General features: G+C 59.3%; 15 protein-coding genes and 1 tRNA gene. 10 read left to right on the top strand and 6 right to left on the bottom strand.

Features of this window, described 5'->3' with window-relative positions; genetic code table 11:
* Positions 1-131: 131 nt before the first annotated feature.
* The gene (locus ACYQ6M_RS08295; protein WP_152511542.1) at positions 132-314 is read right to left on the bottom strand and encodes a hypothetical protein; all 183 of its coding nucleotides are present in this window, start codon (positions 312-314) and stop codon (positions 132-134) included.
* Between the two features lie 605 nt (positions 315-919).
* Between ACYQ6M_RS08295 and ACYQ6M_RS08290 the strand changes: the two genes are divergently transcribed.
* The 3 genes from ACYQ6M_RS08290 to ACYQ6M_RS08280 all read left to right on the top strand — a co-directional run bounded on the left by ACYQ6M_RS08290 (position 920) and on the right by ACYQ6M_RS08280 (position 3,348).
* A tRNA-Thr gene (locus ACYQ6M_RS08290) sits at positions 920-994 on the top strand.
* A gap of 251 nt (positions 995-1,245) precedes the next feature.
* Complete coding sequence (locus tag ACYQ6M_RS08285) at positions 1,246-2,550, top strand: hypothetical protein (RefSeq protein WP_460073243.1); 1,305 nt, start codon at positions 1,246-1,248, stop codon at positions 2,548-2,550.
* A 6-nt stretch (positions 2,551-2,556) separates the two neighbouring features.
* On the top strand, positions 2,557-3,348 hold the full coding sequence (locus ACYQ6M_RS08280) for a COG3904 family protein (RefSeq protein ID WP_460073241.1): 792 nt from the start codon (positions 2,557-2,559) through the stop codon (positions 3,346-3,348).
* Positions 3,349-3,389: 41 nt separating this feature from the next.
* On the opposite strand, the gene ACYQ6M_RS08275 is transcribed toward ACYQ6M_RS08280, so the two are convergent.
* From ACYQ6M_RS08275 to ACYQ6M_RS08265, 3 genes are read right to left on the bottom strand one after another with little or no spacing between them, the layout of a single operon-like run.
* Entirely contained in the window at positions 3,390-4,058 is a 669-nt protein-coding gene (locus ACYQ6M_RS08275) for a PhzF family phenazine biosynthesis protein (protein ID WP_460073239.1), read from the bottom strand.
* A 20-nt stretch (positions 4,059-4,078) separates the two neighbouring features.
* Positions 4,079-5,008 (bottom strand): response regulator, encoded by a 930-nt coding sequence (locus tag ACYQ6M_RS08270; protein WP_460073237.1) that lies wholly within the window; start codon positions 5,006-5,008, stop codon positions 4,079-4,081.
* Entirely contained in the window at positions 4,995-8,408 is a 3,414-nt protein-coding gene (locus tag ACYQ6M_RS08265) for a hybrid sensor histidine kinase/response regulator (RefSeq protein WP_460073235.1), read from the bottom strand. Before ACYQ6M_RS08265 ends, ACYQ6M_RS08270 begins: the two co-directional genes overlap by 14 nt.
* A 516-nt stretch (positions 8,409-8,924) precedes the next feature.
* Here ACYQ6M_RS08265 and urtA point away from each other — a divergent pair.
* The 7 genes from urtA to ACYQ6M_RS08230 all read left to right on the top strand — a co-directional run bounded on the left by urtA (position 8,925) and on the right by ACYQ6M_RS08230 (position 15,582).
* Entirely contained in the window at positions 8,925-10,103 is a 1,179-nt protein-coding gene (gene urtA, locus ACYQ6M_RS08260; protein ID WP_208984573.1) for an urea ABC transporter substrate-binding protein, read from the top strand.
* Between the two features lie 168 nt (positions 10,104-10,271).
* A complete protein-coding gene (gene urtB / locus ACYQ6M_RS08255) occupies positions 10,272-11,198 on the top strand; it encodes an urea ABC transporter permease subunit UrtB (protein WP_031268940.1) in 927 nt (308 codons plus the stop codon).
* 10 nt (positions 11,199-11,208) lie between these two features.
* Positions 11,209-12,372 (top strand): urea ABC transporter permease subunit UrtC, encoded by a 1,164-nt coding sequence (gene urtC, locus ACYQ6M_RS08250; RefSeq protein ID WP_460073233.1) that lies wholly within the window; start codon positions 11,209-11,211, stop codon positions 12,370-12,372.
* A gap of 9 nt (positions 12,373-12,381) precedes the next feature.
* Positions 12,382-13,137 carry an urea ABC transporter ATP-binding protein UrtD gene (gene urtD, locus ACYQ6M_RS08245; protein WP_022999885.1) on the top strand — a complete coding sequence of 252 codons (756 nt, stop codon included), beginning with the start codon at positions 12,382-12,384 and terminating at the stop codon, positions 13,135-13,137.
* 9 nt (positions 13,138-13,146) lie between these two features.
* Positions 13,147-13,836: an urea ABC transporter ATP-binding subunit UrtE gene (gene urtE / locus ACYQ6M_RS08240; protein ID WP_460073230.1), complete on the top strand. Its 690-nt coding sequence runs from the start codon at positions 13,147-13,149 to the stop codon at positions 13,834-13,836.
* A gap of 58 nt (positions 13,837-13,894) precedes the next feature.
* The gene (gene fmdA / locus ACYQ6M_RS08235) at positions 13,895-15,124 is read left to right on the top strand and encodes a formamidase (RefSeq protein ID WP_055658422.1); all 1,230 of its coding nucleotides are present in this window, start codon (positions 13,895-13,897) and stop codon (positions 15,122-15,124) included.
* Positions 15,125-15,207: 83 nt separating this feature from the next.
* Positions 15,208-15,582 carry an FmdB family zinc ribbon protein gene (locus ACYQ6M_RS08230; protein WP_055658420.1) on the top strand — a complete coding sequence of 125 codons (375 nt, stop codon included), beginning with the start codon at positions 15,208-15,210 and terminating at the stop codon, positions 15,580-15,582.
* A gap of 145 nt (positions 15,583-15,727) precedes the next feature.
* Here ACYQ6M_RS08230 and ACYQ6M_RS08225 read toward each other — a convergent pair whose 3' ends face one another.
* Both ACYQ6M_RS08225 and ACYQ6M_RS08220 read right to left on the bottom strand, forming a co-directional pair.
* Positions 15,728-16,210, bottom strand: coding sequence for a hypothetical protein (locus tag ACYQ6M_RS08225; RefSeq protein ID WP_460073228.1), 483 nt, complete (start codon positions 16,208-16,210; stop codon positions 15,728-15,730).
* A 40-nt stretch (positions 16,211-16,250) separates the two neighbouring features.
* On the bottom strand, positions 16,251-18,923 hold a 2,673-nt coding region (locus ACYQ6M_RS08220), incomplete at its 5' end, for a VCBS domain-containing protein (protein ID WP_460073226.1).

The following is an 18,923-nucleotide window of genomic DNA, read 5'->3' as shown; positions in this document are numbered from 1 at the left end:
TGCATACGTCAAGAAACTCACATCAAACGTGCGGTCTACACGCAAGTTATGGCCCATGCAAGGCGCGCAACCGGCTGCGGCCGGGCAATTTTGGGGCGACACAGTCCTGCCGAACATCCGGCTGTTGGTCCTCAGTCGGCATCCCGCGTCTTGGCAGCAGACTTGCGGCGGCGCAGATTGGCTCTCAAGGCTTCGGCCAGCCGGTCTTCGCGGGACTTCGCCCCAGCTTTGTCCGACGCCTTTTCGCCTGTCTGCTTGCCGGATTTTCCGCCGCCGCTTTCAGCGGACTTGTGCTGCTGGTCTTTTTCGCCCATGGCGCGCCTGTGTGATGATCCTGTGATTCATTTATCTAGCAAGCTGCCCGCAGCTTGCCTAGGCATCTTGTGTCTTCCGCATGGTTTGCCGCCTACCCTGCCAGCTTCAGCAGCATTCGGTTTTCCCATCGCTGCCAAAAACGTGTCCGCGGCCAGGCTGCACCCCATCAGACTCATGCATCATCGCGTCAAGAAGCCTGCACACGGTGCTGTGTCCCGCCTTCAGTCTTCCCTGTTTCCAATCGTCCCAATTCCCCGGAGGCTGCTTCCACCTGCCTTTCGGCGAGAGCCCGTCTCCCCTCTCCCGAAAACGCCAATCTGCTCTGCGCCTCGACCGGAAGGATTGTTTAATATCCACAGGCGAAACAGGGCCGAAAGCACCAGCTTTGCCGCACCAACCCTTCAATCGTCCCGGCTTTGACGAGAGGGAGCAAATGACTGCGGAAAAAAATCCCAAAACACTGCTTGCGTCCCCGAAGGTCTTATGGCAAAAGCCCCCTCATTCCGGTCGGCACCGCTGATCGGCACCAGCACTTGCGTCTTGCAACTCAAGCTTTTCAAGCAAAAAAGTTCGACGCCGCGCCTGTCCCAAAGACAAGCCAGATGCTGCCGTAGCTCAGGGGTAGAGCACTCCCTTGGTAAGGGAGAGGTCGAGAGTTCAAATCTCTCCGGCAGCACCATTTCACATTTCTTCCCGCAAAAGACGCTAACACCTTGAATAGTAAGGTAATTGCTGGCGTTCTACAGTCCTCGTTTCGGGTGTATTCCAAGCGCTTATTAAAAGCCCATCTGAGGACTGCTTTCTGCAACTCGACGGCGCATGAGCCCTCAAGGTTCTTCCTTGCGTTCCATTGCCGGAATAACGCCGCAATGCTTGGTTTTATGGGGTAAAGCCCTAGCTAAGCTGCTTGCGAGCTTGTGAGGAAATGCGATGAATGAGAGCCAGACGAAATTGACTGCTGCGGAAGCAAAAGGCCTTCGCACTGCCAAGGAGCTTGAAGCTCATCTTGCTTGGCTGGAAACCTTCACACCTGCGGCGCTCGGCGTTCTGGCAATCGCTTCCGGTATCTACACATACCTGGGTGTGTCCTCTCTGCTGGAGGATACGGGTGCGATGAGTTTCTTCGCGGCGGTGGCCTATTCCGTCGCCGTGTCAGTCGGGATTTTCGTATTCTGGAGCTACATGCTTCGGCTCATGCCAGCGATGCGCAGTGCGGCGGGCTTCATCGGACTTTCGGTTTCAATGCTTGTGGGGTCGGCTGCAATCATTGCCATGTCGAGCTGGCTCAACGCTGCCGCGCTTGCGGGATCGGCGGCTGTCGAACAACACCTGGATACGACAGTCCGCGACTACCAGGCGGCTTTGGAGCAGGCACATGAGATCGCCCTTTCGGGCCAGGCTCTCGGGCGCGAGGTTCAACGTGCAAAGGAAGCATTCGAAGCACTCGCCCAACAGGAACGCTCCGGCGAGCTCTCAGGCACAGCAGGTGAAGGCGCAGTCTTTCGAGTTCTGACGCAAAAAACAGAAGAGCTCCAGAACCTTGAGGAGCAGATTTCAGAACAAAAGCCACTGATTGACTCTGCCTTTGCCCGGGGCAACGAAATCCTTGGGCGCATGCGAGCCCTGACGGTTGCCCCCGGCCCGGTTGAACAAAGGTCGGTCGCGTTTTCGGAGGAAAGCGTGCGTCTTGCCGGCGTTATTGCAAACCTGAACCAGTACTCCGTTGCACCTCTCGTCGCTCGAGCCGCCGAGGATCTGCCCGCATCTGTTGTCCTTCCCGAACTTGATGGCCGAAACAGCAGCGTTCGGGACGCTCAATCAAGCACCATCGCATCCGTGTTGAACGCCCTCGACCAACGCAGCCAGACCCTGCGGCGCGCAGCCGATGAAGTGCTGGCGTTGGAGCCACCACAGGAGACGGCCTATAATCCGATCTCAAGCGCCGACGCTGTGATCAGGTACGCAGGCAACTTTGTCCCCTCATGGGCTGGTGCTATCGCGATCGACCTCCTGCCCGCCGTTCTGGTCTTTGTGGTCGCAATCACCCAGGCATCGATCCGTAGCGGCCGGGATGGGCTAAGCATCGAGGCAACCCTGACGCTCGCAGACCTCAAGGCAGCAATCAATGCGATGAAGGATGTCGAGGCTTCGATGGGGGCGGCAGACAAGGAAGTCTTGCGCCGTGTCGCAAATGCGGAAACTTCCGAACCCGCAAACCTGAATGCTGCGGAGTAGCACGACGTGTTTTCCGAGCGCCTTGATACGTCGCGGATAACCATCCAGCGCAGCCTGAAGTGGGTTTTGGTCGCTCAGGCGGTCCTGGCAGCCTTGTTGGTGCTCTCGCATCTGCAGGCTCAATGGCCCCCGGGGGCTGGCGGCAACGATGCACTGCCGTCCGGACCCACGACACCCGGCGATCAGGTGAGACACTACGATCCATCTCGAAGCTTTCCCGACTTCATGCGGACACCCGCCCCGTCGACTGTCAAAATTCCGGGTGACATGCCTCCCAGGCTTCAGTTTGAAGTGATCGACAGAGGTGAATTGGGGGAAGCGATTTTCCTGAAGGGCCGGATCTCGTCTGGAGACGCCGAACGCTTTTCGAGCTTCCTGGCCAGCCTGGAAGAAGCCCCCAAAGTGGTTTCACTCCATAGCCCCGGTGGCAATGTGAGTGAGGCATTTGAAATTGGTCGTAGCCTGCGCGCAGCTGAGCTGGATACCACCATGCTGCCTGGTCTGGTGTGCCTTTCGTCGTGTCCTTACATTTTTGCAGCCGGTGTCAATCGTTCAGCCTCCAAGGATGCTGCCGTAGGCATGCATCAGCACTACTATGACACCCCCGGCTACATGCCTGTTTTCCTGGCGGTGGAAGAGATTCAGTACGGCCAGGGGGAAACGATGGAATACCTGATCGAGATGGGTATCGATCCAGGCCTGATGGTCCATTCTCTCAATACGCCCCCCAAGGAAATCTACATCCTGGTTGAAGATGAGCTTCTCGGCACCCGGCTCGCGACGGAAATCCTGGACTGAGCACCGATCAGCAGAGGTCGGGTCTGAGCCCGCTCCAAAAGCTAGAGATGCAATTGGCCCGTTGCAGTGAGCACAGCGGAACCGGTCAGCTCAACAGCGTCGGGGCGCACGAGAAGCCGAATATGGCTTTCCCTACCCATAGAAACTCCCTGTACGACCGTGAACGTTTCTTGTCCTCCAGCACCGCTGCGGTTGGCCAATAGCCACCCCAGTGGGCCTGCGGCACTTCCTGTTGCCGGGTCTTCCCGAATGCCTACCGTTGGATTGAAGAAGCGGGCATAGGCTTCCCCTCTCTGTTCACCGGATGTCGTGAAAACATAACATCCTTGCGCACCGGCACGCTCCAACAACGGAAGAAGCATGGAGGCGTCAGGCTCCGCACGATCAACTTCGTCGCGCGAAACGAGCCTGACGAGCATATGCGCCGCACCCGTGGAGACCACAACCGCTTCCTGCGGCCCAAGGGCCGGCTCAGTCTTGTCGAGCCCCAGTGCTTCGGCAAGCGCCTGCAAGTTCCCGACGTCGCCAATATGGCGCGGCATGGCCTGAGACAGGGAGACAGTGACCCGTCCATTTTCCCGTCCGACCGAAACTGGAAGAAGCTCGTCCCCCAGTTGCTGAACAAACGAGGTGCGTTCACCTAATTGGCCCGTTTCTGCCAACCACCACCAGACACCAGGTGAAAAGCGACGCGATGCATCCTCCAGCAAGACTTTCTTGCGAGCCGAGTTCAGCCTTCCAGGATGCGTCTCAGTGAAACAACCGCGGCCGAGGTCCGGTTTTCAACGCCCAGCTTGCCGAAGATCCGGTCCAGATGCTTGTTCACCGTGCGCGGGCTCATGTCCAGAATGGAGGCGATTTCCTTGTTGGACTTGCCGTTGGCAATCCAGATCAGGACTTCGGCTTCGCGTTCCGTCAGGTCGAAGGCATCCTTCAGGATTTCGGAAGGCACGCTGTCCGAGACATCCGACACGCGCAGCAGATGCTCGCCCGCACTGATGTTGCCGGCATAGGTGAACCGCAACTCCCGTCCCTTGATGCGGGCAACAATGTCCTCTTCCTTCTGGACAGCCTTTCCCTGTGGCAGCAGGTAGTGGCGCAGCCAGTCGACGGCAGCTTCCGGCAACTGCCCGGCTGCCGCTGCGTCCTCGGCCGTGCCCGTACCAAGCAGCGCGGAGGCTTGCGGTGTCGCCCAGCATACGGCGCCCGAGAGGTCGACCGACATCAAGTAACGACCGGATGCATCAAGTGCGACATGGGCGCTGCGCGAATTTCGGGCGTTGGAAATATGCACGCGCAGACGGGCGATCAGTTCGTCCGGGTTGACCGGCTTGGTGACATAGTCGACGCCACCTGATTCCAGGCCCCTGACAATATGTTCCGTCTCGCTCAGTCCGGTCATGAAGAGAACCGGCACATCCCGAAGGTCTTCCAGCGCCTTCAGGCGCTTGCTGGTTTCGAAACCGTCGAGCTCCGGCATGATCGCGTCCATGAGGATCGCATTGGGGATCACGCGGGCTGCGATTTCTATCGCCTTTCGACCGCTTTGGGCCACCAGAACTGTGAAACCGGCTTCCTCCAGGGCGTCCGAAAGCATGCCCAGGGAAGAAGGCGTGTCATCGACCAGCAGCACCGTCTCGGCCTGACTAGGAGCATTCATGATCATGTCCGAGCCTTTCCAGAAGCTTGTCGTATTGGGTGAGATCGAATTCCTTGATGAGACGCCGCATGTGGTGGACAAAGTCCGCCGCATGCGGCTCATGCGCCTCGATGTCGTCGAGTTTTGCCTTGATTCCACGCACATAGCCGATGTCGCTCAGCTGTTTCAAAATGCCGAGGCTCTCTTCCGACGGCAGACAGGCCTTCTCGAATATCGCCCTGCCCGACGATCGCAGGCCCTCTGTCGGCGGCGCTGCCGCGGGGTCGTCCGTGCGCCAGACGAGTTTCAATGCCAGCTGAAGCTTGTCCTGCAATTCCTGCAACCTCACAGGCTTCACCAGATAATCGTCATGATAGATCCGGTGCACCGGGTCCCGGCCGCTGTCATCCGCATTGGCCGAAATCATGATGATGACCGCATCGCCAAATCCGCTTTCCCGCAGCTTGCGGGCAAGGTCCCAGCCACTCATGCCCGGCATGCTTATGTCGAGCAGAAAGGCATCGGGACGTTCGTCCTGTACCATCGCCAGACACGAGCGGCCGCTTGCCGCGGCAAGAACCTTGAAACCGAGCGGCGACAGGAAATCCCTGACCAGCGCCCTTTGGGCGGGATCGTCATCCACCACCATGATCGTCTGGATCGGACCGTGATACCCGCGAATGCGTTTTTCCGCCCGCCCCGCCTGGATTGGCGCTTCCGCGGCGCTCAGCAGCATGCGGACCTTGAACGTGCTGCCGGCACCAACCGTGCTTGAAACCTGGATGTCACCACCCATCACCTCACTCAGGAGTTTGGTGATCGTCAGACCAAGCCCCGTCCCGGGAACGGCCTCCTTGCCGTCTTCCTCTATGCGTTCGAACGGATTGAAGATCCGCTCGAGATTTTCCGGAGCGATGCCGATGCCTGTATCGACCACTGCAAATTCGGCAACCTGGCTGTGATAGGACACCTTCAGTTTGACGCTGCCTGTGTCTGTCCATTTGATGGCGTTCGACAACAGGTTGATCAGCACCTGCCGCAAGCGCTTCTCGTCACCGAACACGAACACCGGAAGGTTTTCGGCAGGCTCGAACAGAAAGCGCAATTCCTTGGCGTCGGTCTGAAGGCGGAACATGTCGACGGTCTGCGCCAGGAATTCATGCAGGTTGAACCGTTCCCGGTAGATGGTGAGATGCCCGGCCTCGATCTTGGAGATGTCCAGCAGGCCCTCGATCAGCCCGGCCAGGTGATCGGCCGAATGCTGGATCACCTTCACGGCGTCTCGTCTGTGGGCGGGGATTGCCGGGTCCTTGCGCATCAGCTGGGCGTAGCCGGAGATCGCATTTAGCGGCGAACGCAGTTCGTGGCTGATGCCGACCACATAACGGCTCTTGGCTTCGTTGGCGGCCTCCGCGGCTTCCTTGGCTTTCTGCAGCTTGGCGTCGGTGCGTTTGTGCGCGCGGATTTCCTTCATCAGAAGGCTGGTCTGGCGCCTTGTTTCCTCATTGGCGAACTTCCGGCTTTCGTGGACAAGAACGAACAGCCAGGCCATGACACCCGAGGTGACCAGCAGAATGAAGAAGACCTGGGTCAGCGCCCTGCCGACCCCTTCGCTGCCCGCCCCCGGCGAAATGGTTTCCGCCTCGACATAGACAAGCGACAGGATCGCTCCGAGCGAAGCGGTGATCAGGATCATGACACTGAAATAAAGCCCGATCCGGGAGCTCATCCAGCCGGCGATCCGGTCCGGAAGGATCGAATGAAGCAGAACAGTGACCTGGTCGCCGATGCGTGCTTCCTGTTTGCAGTCATCCTCGCAGCGCGCATCGAGTGAGCAGCACAGCGAGCAGATCGGCCCCGAATAGACCGGGCAATGCGCCATGTCCTCATGCTCGAACGTATGCTCGCAAATACAGCATTGAATGTCGGGGGGACGTTCGCCGTCGGGGGTTACAGCCCGTACCGGTTCACGGGCGATATAATATTTGCCGCCGGTCGCATAGGCAATCAACGGGGCAAGGAGAATGGCGGTAAACAGAGCAATGTAGCTTGCCAGCGCATGAGCGGTCTGGCCGAACACCCCGGAATAGGCAATGAGGGCGATCAGGCTCGCTGCGCCCATAGAGCCAAGGCCAACCGGATTGATGTCGTACAGATGGGCACGCTTGAACTCGATATGTTTCGGGCTGAGCCCAAGCGGTTTGTTGATGACAAGATCGGCAAAGATCGCGCCGATCCAGGCAACGGCAACCACGGAATAAAGACCGAGCGTGCGTTCCAGCGCCTTGTAGACGCCAAGCTCCATGAGCGCGAGTGCAATTGACACATTGAAGACCAGCCACACCACCCGGCCCGGGTGGCTGTGAGTGAGACGGGAGAAGAAGTTCGACCAGGCAATGGAGCCGGCGTAGGAGTTGGTCACGTTGATCTTGACCTGGCAGACAATCACGAAAAGCCCTGTCAGGGCGACTGCCACCTCCGGCGTCGTGGCCCTGGTGAAGGCGACCAGATACATGTGCGTCGGCTCGATTGCCTTTTCCGGGCTGAGGCCGCTCTGCAGGGCCAGAACCACCAGGAACGACCCCAGCAGCAGTTTCACCGCGCCGATAAGGATCCAGCCAGGACCTGCCGCCAGAAGGGCGAACCACCATTTCAGCCTGTGCCCGCGCCGTTGACGCGGCAAAAAGCGCAGGAAATCGACCTGTTCGCCGATCTGTGCGATCAGCGAGAACAGAACGGCGCTTGAAGCACCGAAAAGCAGGAGGCTGAACTGGCCGCCCTCGTCGCCCAGCCGGCCGGAGAAGTTCTGCCAATCGTCCAGCGGAGCCACGCCCTGCCAGGCCAGGAAAGCAAACGGCAGGATCTGCAACACGATCCAGAGCGGCTGGGTGTAGATCTGCAGCCGGCTGATCAGGGTGATGCCGTAGATCACCAGCGGAATGACCACAAGCGTGCACAGAAGATAACCGATGTTGAGCGGCACACCGAGGAACAGCTCCAGCGCCGTTGCCATGATGGCCGCCTCGAGGGCGAAGAAGATGAAAGTGAAACTTGCGTAGATCAGCGAGGTCACTGTCGAGCCGATATAACCGAACCCGGCTCCGCGGGTGAGCAGGTCGATATCCACGCCGTATTTCACGGCATGGTAGGCAATCGGAAGGCCGGTAATGAAGATGAGCAGGCAGACGACGCCAATCGACGAGACGGCATTCGTGAAACCGTAGTTGTAGGTGACGGCAGCCCCGATCGCCTCAAGGGCCAGGAAGGAAATTGCGCCCAGCGCGGTGTTGGCAACCCAGACCGGAGACCAGCGGCGGGCGCTTTTGGCGGTGAAACGGAGCGCAAAGTCCTCCAGGGTCTGATTTGCGACCCACTGATTGTATGTTCTCCGCAGGCGTACAACCCGCTGATGACTACCCATTGCCCATCACCATCCCGCCCGCCGGAACCGGCGCGCCAGCCCACTCATTGTGCATCGCATCTATTTTTCATGCACATTTTTGTTCAAGATTTGCGACCTCCCCCTCGAATTGATCAACAACCGCCGATCGACGAACTTCCTAGCAATTTCTATGCCTCAATCAAAAAATATTAAAAAATTTCAATATTCCCATCAATACAAGTTATTCGAATTCAAAAAATACGAATGACAACTTCCCTTATTATCGAATTTCAGATTTTTGGACTATGAATTTATTCCAAACATGGAAGTCTTTCACATGCGGCGGTGCGGAGAAATAAGTCAAATAACCCACAGCAACTGACGCATTGCGGCAGTGCACAATTCCAGACGAGCCTTGGATGCATGCGGAGGAGCTTCACGGCGCTCTGCTTCAACCTCAACCTCAGAGGGGTCCAGAGAATGAAACGTCTGAAAGACTTGATTGACCACCGGCTGTCTCGCCGGTCCGTGCTGTCAGGCACGGCAGCCGCGGCAATGCTGGCCACCGCCAGCACATTTGCACCTGCCATCGCCGACGACGCCAACACGACTGGCCTTGCGGTCACCGAAGACACCGTGAAGGTCGGCATCCTGCACTCCGTCACCGGAACCATGGCGATTTCCGAGACCGGGTCGGTGCAGGCGGAAAAGCTCGCCATCGACCAGATCAACGCCATGGGCGGCGTGCTTGGACGCAAGATCGAATACATCCAGGAAGATGGCGCATCCGACTGGCCGACCTTTGCCGAAAAGGCAAAAAAGTTGCTGGTCAACGACAAGGTCGCGGCTGTTTTCGGATGCTGGACATCCGCGTCGCGCAAGGCCGTTCTGCCCGTCTTCGAGCAGTATAACGGCATGCTCTACTATCCGACCTTTTATGAAGGCTTGGAGCAGTCCCCCAACGTGATCTACACCGGCCAGGAAGCCACCCAGCAGATCATCGCCGGCATCGACTGGGTCGCCAAGGAAAAAGGCGCCAAGAGCTTCTATCTGCTTGGTTCAGACTATATCTGGCCGCGGACGTCCAACAAGATCGCCCGCAAGCACATCGAAAAGCTTGGCCTGGAGGTCGTCGGCGAAGAGTACTATCCGCTCGGCCACACCCAGTTCAACTCGGTGATCAACAAGATCAAGCTGAAGAAGCCGGACGTGATCTACGCCATCGTCGTGGGTGGTTCCAACGTTGCCTTCTACAAGCAGCTGAAGGCTGCCGGCATCGACATGACCAAGGAAAAGCCGGTTCTTCTGACCATCTCGGTGACCGAGGATGAAATCCGCGGCATCGGTGGCGAGAACATCGAGGGCGCTTATGCCGCGATGAAGTACTTCCAGTCTCTCGACAATGAGAACAACGCCGAATTCGTCAAGTCCTTCAAGGAAATGTGGGGCGACGACATCGTTATCGGCGACGTGACGCAGGCCGCCTACCTCGGCCCCTGGCTCTGGAAGGCCGCGGTTGAAAAGGCCGGCAGCTTCGACATCGACAAGGTGCGTCTTGCCTCCCCGGGCATCGAGCTCACCACCGCGCCGGAAGGCTATGTCCGCGTCCATGAAAACCACCACCTGTGGTCCAAGACCCGGATCGGCCTTGCCAAGCCGGACGGCCAGTACGAGCTGGTTTACGAGACGGCCGACCTGATGGAGCCGGATCCGTTCCCGGAAGGCTACCAATAAGCCTCCGTTAGTTCCCCCAGGGATGGAAACGCCCTTCCAGAAAGCGGGCATAACCGGGGCGCTGCGTGGAAGCAGCCTGCGCAGCGCCCGTCCCCTTCGTTTCAAACCCTTATTCGCAGCAGGGGAACAGGCGTTCCGCCTTGACCCCGCAGCATGGAGACGCGCGCAATGTTCGCCGATTATTCATGGACGGAACTCGGGTCCATATTCGCCATGCAGGGTTTTGCCGGACTGATCCTGTTTTCCGTTTTCGTCCTCATGGCCCTGGGTCTTGCAATCATTTTCGGCCAGATGGGCGTCATCAACATGGCTCATGGCGAGTTCATGATCCTGGGCGCCTATGTCACCTACCTTTGCTCCAATTTCGTCGAGACCTATGTCCCGTCCCTGTTCGGCATCTACTTCTTCTTCGCCATGGCATTGGCCTTCGTCGCTGCGGGTGCACTCGGGGCACTCGTCGAATGGTCGCTCATAAGGCATCTCTACAAGCGTCCGCTGGATACCCTGCTGGCCACCTGGGGCCTGAGCCTCATCCTGCAGCAGGCCTACCGGTCGATCTTCGGCGCGCGTGAAGTCGGCGTCAGCCTGCCGAACTGGCTGCTCGGGTCCGTGCCGCTGACGGACATCATCGAAATCCCGATCAACGGCATCTTCGTCATGGTACTGACCCTGGTCATCGCCATCGGCGTCTATTTCATCCTGTTCCGCTCCCGCATGGGCATGCAGACCCGCGCTGTGGTCCAGAACCGCGTCATGGCCGGGGCCGTCGGCATCAACACCGAAAAGGTCGACCGGCACACCTTTGCTCTTGGCTGCGGCATTGCAGGCATTGCAGGCAGCGCCTTCACCATGATCGGCTCGACCGGGCCGACTGCCGGGCAGCTTTATATCGTCGATACCTTCCTGATCGTCGTTTTCGGCGGCGCAGCAAGCCTGCTCGGAACGATCGCGTCTTCCTTCGCCATCAGTCAGGCCCAGTCCACCATGGAGTTCTTCCTGTCCGGCTCCATGGCGAAGGTCCTCACCCTGCTGACCGTCGTCGGGATCCTGATGCTGCGCCCCGAAGGTCTCTTCTCCCTGAAAATCCGTCGCTGAGGAGGTTCCGATGACACATGTGAAATCCCTGCTGTCTCGACAGGAACTGATCGGACTGCTGGTCGTAGCCGCGCTGATCTTCGTCTTGATGCCCCTGTCGATGGACATCTTCCGTCTCAACCTGTTCGGCAAATACCTGACCTATGCCTTCGTGGCTATCGGACTGGTGCTGTGCTGGGGCAAGGGCGGCATCCTGAGCCTTGGGCAAGGCGTCTTCTTCGGCCTGGGCGGCTATTGCATGGCCATGTACCTGAAGCTGGAGGCCTCCACGCCGGAAGCGACCGCGATCCAGTCCACCCCGGGCATTCCCGACTTCATGGACTGGAACCAGATCACGTCCCTGCCCTGGTTCTGGGAACCCTTCAACAGCCTGACCTTCACGCTGCTGGCCATCATCGTCCTTCCCGCGCTGTTCGCCTTTGTTATCGGTGCGGCGATGTTCAAGCGAAGGGTTGGCGGTGTTTATTTCGCCATCATTACCCAGGCAATCGCAGCCATCCTGACGATCCTGATCATCGGACAGCAGGGCTACACCGGCGGCGTCAACGGCATCACGGATCTCAGGACCCTGAAGGGATGGGACATCCGCACCGACGAGGCCAAATACGTTCTCTACTACGTCAACGGAGGTCTTCTGATCGCTGTCCTGCTGCTGAGCCAGTTCGTTCTCAAAAGCAAGCTCGGCCGTCTCTTGGTCGCCGTCAGGGACAAGGAGGACCGGGTCCGGTTTTCCGGTTACGACGTCTCCAACATCAAGATCTTCGTCTTCTGTTTTGCCGCGGTCCTGTCAGCCATCGGCGGCGCAATGTTCACCTTGCAGGTCGGCTTCATGTCCCCCTCGTTCGTGGGCATCGTTCCTTCCATCGAGATGGTCATCTTCTGCGCGGTCGGCGGCAGGCTTTCCATCTTCGGCGCGGTCTACGGAACGCTGCTGGTGAACTGGGCCAAGACCACCTTTTCCGAAACCTTCCCCGAGTTGTGGCTCTTTGGCCTGGGCGGGCTCTTCATCGCCGTTGTCCTGGTGTTCCCGAACGGATTATCCGGCCTCTATCGCACCTACCTGGCACCGCATGTCGACCGGGCGATTTCACGGGGCAATAGCGGCAACAGGTTAGAACCAGTCAGCCCTCCCCCCGACCTTGACGGCGACGCAACCGCAAAGCCAGCCGAGTAGGAGAGACACATGAACACCATCAGCAACAACACCGACTTCCTGCTGTCCATCGAAAACCTGTCTGTTTCCTTTGATGGCTTCAAGGCGGTGAACGACCTGAACCTTTACGTCGACGAAAATGAGATCCACGTCATCATCGGACCGAACGGCGCGGGCAAGACAACGGTTCTCGATCTGATCTGCGGCCGCACCAAGGCGACTGCCGGCTCGATCAAGTTCCGCCAAAAAGAACTGACCCAGCTGCGCGAACACGAGATCGTGCTTGAGGGGGTCGGACGCAAGTTCCAGAACCCGTCCATCTATGAGGACCTGACGGTCTTCGAGAACCTGGAGCTTTCCTTTCCCCGTGGCCGAAGTGTCTTCGGTGCCCTCACCTTCAAGCGCGATGCGGAGGTGACGACCCGCGTGCGCGAGATTGCCGAAATGGTGTTCCTCGACACGCTTCTGGACATGCAGGCAGCCCTGCTCAGCCACGGCCAGAAACAATGGCTGGAGATCGGCATGTTGCTGATCCAGGACCCGGAACTCCTGATGCTCGACGAACCTGTTGCCGGCATGAGCGTCTCGGAGCGCAAGCAGACCGCGAAGCTTCTCAACGAAATCACCAAGGGACGTTCGGTGATGGTTGTCGAACACGACATGAAATTTGTCGAGGACATCGCCCACCGCGTCACCGTCCTGCACCAGGGCAAGATCCTCTCCGAGGGCTCCATGGCAAAGGTGCAGGCCGATCCCAAGGTCATTGACGTCTATCTCGGCCACTAGGAGGCGACCATGCTCAATGTTGCACAGTATCACGTTGCCTACGGCCAGAGCGAAGTCCTGCACGGCCTCGACTTCACGGTCGCGCCGGGAGAAATCATCGCCATCATGGGCCGCAACGGCATGGGCAAGACCACGCTGATGAAATCCCTGATGGGGATCGTGCCCACCAGCAACGGCGCTGCCGCGGTCGAAGGCGTCGACATCACCACCATGAAGAGCTACGAGCGCGTCGCCAGGGGCATCGCTTACGTGCCTCAGGGGCGGATGATCTTTCCGACCATGACGGTCCAGGAAAACATCGAAACCGGCCTGACCATCAGCGGCCAGAGCAAGGTTCCCGGCGACATCTACGAGCTGTTTCCGGTGCTGCTCGACATGAAGGGCCGTCGCGGCGGCAATCTCTCGGGCGGCCAGCAACAGCAGCTGGCGATTGCCCGCGCGCTGGCGACCAACCCGAAGGTCCTGCTGCTGGACGAACCGACCGAAGGCATCCAGCCGTCGATCATCCGCGAGATGGGCCGCGTCCTGAAACGTATCCGCGACGAGCGCGGACTTTCCATCGTTGTGTCGGAACAGGTTCTGTCCTTCGCCCTCGACGTCGCCGACCGGGTGCTCGTCCTGGAGAACGGCCGCCTTGTCCACGACGAACCGCGGGCAAGCGTCGACGAGGAAAAAGTCTCCGCATTCCTGTCCGTCTAACCAGCTCATCCAGTTCAACAGCGCACGCTTTTCAGGCGCAAATCCAGAGGAGAACCCCATGGCAGATACACTGATTTCGGTTGATTTGAGCGAGTCGCCGCATACCAATGAAAAGGTCCATAACCGCTGGCATCCGGATATTCCGATGGCGGTCTGGGTGGAGCCGGGCGACGACTTCAAGATCGAGACCTATGACTGGACCGGCGGGCAGATCAAGAACAACGACGACGCGGCGGATGTGCGCGATGTCGAACTGGAACAGGTGCACTACCTCTCCGGTCCGATCGGCGTCAAAGGAGCCGAACCGGGCGACCTGCTGGTCGTCGATATCCTCGACATCGGCGCCAAGGAAGAAATGCTCTGGGGATTCAATGGCTTTTTCTCCAAGCAGAATGGCGGCGGGTTCCTGACGGAACACTTCCCGGAAGCCCAGAAATCCATCTGGGATTTCGAAGGCATGTTCACGCGCTCGCGCCATGTGCCGGGCGTCAGTTATGCCGGCCTGATCCACCCGGGTCTGATCGGCTGCCTGCCGGACCGCAAGATGCTGGACATGTGGAACACTCGCGAAAAATCGTTGTTCGATACGGATCCTGACCGCGTTCCGGCACTTGCCGCCCTGCCGAACACCCAGTCTGCCCATATGGGACAGCTCAAGGGCGAAGCGCGCGACAAGGCGGCTGCCGAAGGCGCACGGACGGTTCCCCCGCGCGAACATGGCGGCAACTGCGATATCAAGGATCTGTCGCGCGGTTCGAAGATCTATTTCCCGGTCTATGTGGACGGTGCCGGTCTCTCCATGGGTGACCTGCATTTCAGCCAGGGCGACGGTGAAATCACCTTCTGCGGCGCAATCGAAATGGCCGGCTGGCTGCACATCCGGGTCAACCTGATCAAGGGCGGGGTCGCGAAATACGGGATCAAGAACCCGATCTTCAAACCCTCACCGATCACGCCGAAATATGACGACTACCTGATCTTCGAAGGCATCTCGGTCGATGAGGCCGGCACACAGCATTACCTTGACGTGCACATTGCCTATCGCATGGCCTGCCTCAACGCCATCGAGTACATGAAGAAGTTCGGCTATTCCGGTGCGCAGGCCTACGCCATCCTGGGAACGGCCCCTGTACAGGGACACATTTCGGGCGTGGTCGATATTCCGAATGCCTGTGCCACCTTGTGGTTGCCGACCGACATCTTCGACTTCGACATGATGCCGGGTGCGGACGGACCGAAGACCTTCATTGACGGATCGGTCGACGTTCCGCTTGCCCCGGATCTTTGATCCGGACGCGACGACGAGACGGGCCCTGCCCGTCTCAAACCCCTTCCGCCGGCGAGCCGGCTTTCCGTCTTTCAGGATCAATCATGCCGACCTACGATTATCTGTGCGCTTCCTGCGGTCCCATCTCGGCCAACCGGCCGATGTCCGCCCATGCGGATCCGATCGAATGTCCGATCTGCAAGGCGGAAGCCCCGCGCGCGATCCTTCAGGCGCCGCATATGTCGGGCCTGTCTCCCAGCGACCGGGCTGCCCATCAACGCAATGAAACTTCCCGGCACAATCCGAAATTCTCGACCAAGTCGGATCGTGACGACAGTGCGAGGGAAAACCGAAAACGTCACCCGTCAGGCTGCTCGTGCTGTTCCGGCGCGAAAGGCAATTTTCGCTCAAGTGCGGTCTACAAGGCCGACGGCAGCAAGACTTTCCCCTCAAAACGCCCCTGGATGATCAGCCACTGACGGGTCGCGTATTCAGGGATACGTGGCAGGTCGCCTTGTTCCACTTTGTAAAAAGCTGCGTGAGGAGGAGGCGGCCACTCGGTCAGGGATATAGTTTGCGTGGCCTTGCTCACGTTGGCCGAAACGTCTTCAACGTGGCTGTTGGTCAGTCGCACGCGTCGTAGCGGCTGTCGCCGAATTCCAGCCAACGCTGACCGTCGTCTTCGAACACCAGGTATTCGGAGTGGTCTTCCCCCAAGAGGGCGACCACAAAGCCGCGCGGCGGTTGTGTTTTGCCGAAGTAGCTATAGGCCGTCATAGCCCTGATATCGGTCCCGTTCACCGTCACGACAGCATCCCATTCCCCGTCGGGTTGTTCCGGTGTGCGGTATTCAATTCTCTGTTTTCCTGCCGCCTCGCCACAATAGGCGACACCTTTGGACGGCTGCGCCGACACCCGGACGAACCGCCCGTTGAAGATGGAACACGAGGCACCCGCCAACTGGCTCGGGCCGCATCCCCTTTCGTGCGCCCATGAGCTGCTGTGCATCCTTTCGCCGGCAGGAAAGACAACGCGCCACTGTCCGGCGGTAGCGGGAACCGCTGCAAAGGTGAGTGCGACAGCGAAGCAAATGCCGAATTTGAACATATCTTTTAGTCCCGATTGGAGTTTAGACGGCCTGACAGGCCTACCCGTGCTGGTTCGTATCGTCATTTGGATTGGGCAAGAGAGGATCTGGCAAATCGGCAACAGAAACGTCATCCGAGGCGGCGGTACTCGCACCGTGTTGTCCGTCATCATCCAGGTCTGACACATCATCGCCCGGCAGCGTCGCTGGGTCTGGCAGATCGCTCAAAGTCGTGGCGCTGGCAGGATCGACACCGACTGCATCAAGATAGGCACCCAATTGGTCTGCATGTACCGGTGGAGCCTGAGGCGCCTCCGGATCCTGTCCGATTGCCTCGAAATAGGAAGCCAGTCTCCCGGCTCCGGCGTCAGCAGGTTCAATTGGCGGCTGCTGCGGCGCATCCGGATTGGTGTCACCGGTCTGGCTCTCGACGTGACCAAGCCCGGTTGTAGCATCCGCAACGTTTTGGGAAGACGTGTCGTGGTCTAGCGGCGGAGCCGGATCGGCACTCATCAGATCGATGGTTATGTCGTCAGTATTAGTTTCATCGGGCGCATCATGCTGAACGGTTGGAACAGGAGTGAAGGAAATGCCTTGCAGCACCGTGTGATCGACATGGTGGCCACTGTTTCCGTGAACACTTTGAACGTCGATCTGGACCTGAACATCCGCAGTCCCGGCAGACACGCCCTGCTGAACGATGTGGAAGGTGTCGATGTGCTGACCAGACGCTGTGGAAGTTCCACCCTGCTTTATGACACCCGAGTTCTGTTGATAGTGATACTCGAAGTGCCCGGTTTGCTGATCAATGACCAAAGTCCCGTAGAGGCCTTGAAGCGAAAGGACGACACCGCCATGCCCGTTGTCGATGCCCCATCCACCTTGGCCACCGCCGCTGAACGTTCCGGTAAGATGTTGTGAGCCCACGCCCTGCACTGCTGCAACGGATGGCGTCACGGCGGGTGCGTCGTAGGTACCGGTCACGGTAATGACGAGATTTTCCGTATCGGTGGCACCGGCTCTGTCGGTCACGGTCACCGGGATAGTGAGTTGTTCGACCTGGCCTTGCGCCAGATGCTGGTAGGCGGCGTGAGACGGATCAAAAGTCCAGGAGCCGTCGGTGTTCATCGCGAAACCATCGACGGGATGACTGATCGAGAAGCTCTTCGTGTCGCCTGTATCCACGTCCGTGGCGATCATCTGTCCCGTGACGACCTTGCCGTCTTCCACTGCCGATGCGGTGGCAGCAGTCAGGACCGGACCATCGTTGGTGCCGGTTACGGTGATAACAAGGCTTTGCGCGTCAGTTGCCCCGGCGCTGTCGGTGACAGCGACCGGGATGGTGACCTGCTGGGTCTGACCGGCTGCCAGATGCTGGTAAGCCGCATGGCTTGGGTCGAAATTCCACGAACCGTCCGTGTTCATCGTGAAGCCGTCGATGGGCTGACCGATGGAGAAGGCCTTGGTATCTCCGGCGTCGATATCCGTTGCCACCATCTGTCCTGTGACAGAACTGCCGTCTTCGGTAGCCGAGGCTGTCGCTGCCATCAGGACCGGGGCATCGTTGGTCCCCGTAATGGTGACGGTGATGTCATGGGTGGTCCCGTCAAGACTGGCGACTGTGAGCGTATCCGTGAGCGGCGTGCCACCTACCTGGAGCGCCTGAACGGCGGCCTGACTGTTGTCGGCCGTATACGTCCAGTGGCCCTGGGGATCCAGCGTGAATGTGCCGTATGTCCCCGCACCTGCCACGCCCGTGACCGGCGCAAACGCCGACTCGCCCGCATCCGGGTCAACAATCATCAGGGTGCCGTCCACCGTCAGCAAGCCACCAGTGACGTGCTTGTCTTCCGTCACCAAGCCCGTGTCGGTTCCCGTGATGACTGCTGCGTCCGGTGTCGCCCCCAGAACCAGGCTTGCGGTTTGCGGGACACTTCCACCGTGACCATCGGTGACCTGGTAGCTAAGGCTCACCGGACCGTTGTAGTTGGCATCCGGAATGAAAGTGAAGCCGTGGGCCACGTCTCCCGTGATGGTACCGTGGCTCGCGGTCAGGTTCGAGACGGAGAGGACATCTCCCGTATCAATGTCAGTGGCATGGGCCAGCAGCTGCGCTGCCGAGATCTGGACGGAATGATCTTCCGTTCCCCTGCCCAGATCGACCGGGCTGGACACAACGGGCCCGTCATTGCTGCCCGTTACGGTGATGACGAGGTTTTCGGTGTCCGTCTCCCCGGCCTGGTCGGTGACGGTGACCGGGATGGTCACCTGCTGGGTCTGGCCAGCCGCCAGATGCTGATAGGCCGCATGGGATGGATCGAAACTCCAGGACCCGTCCTGGTTCATGGTGAAGCCGTCGACCGGATGGCCGGCCGCGTAGGTCTGGCGATCACCATGATCGACGTCGGTTGCCACCATCTGGCCAGTGACGGACTTGCCGTCCTCGGTGGCCGAGGCCGTCGCCGCGCTCAGGACCGGCGCATCGTTGGTGCCGTGGACAGTGATATCGATCCGGTGCGCGGTGCCGTCGGCCGCATGTACCTCGTAGATCGCATGCCCCACTTCGCCCGCTGCAAGCGCCTGGATGGCCGGATGCGTATTGTCGACCTCGTAGCCCCACCACCCGCTGGGGAGGATGTGCAAGTTGCCGCCGAAGGGGTCCGAGACCGCGTGTTCGCCCAGGCTGTTGGACTGGAAGTGGTCGAAGGCCGTGCCATCCGGATCGTGGACGGT

The sequence above is a fragment of the Roseibium sp. ROS1 genome (assembly GCF_054658215.1).
This window is presented reverse-complemented; position numbering and strand designations above follow the sequence as displayed.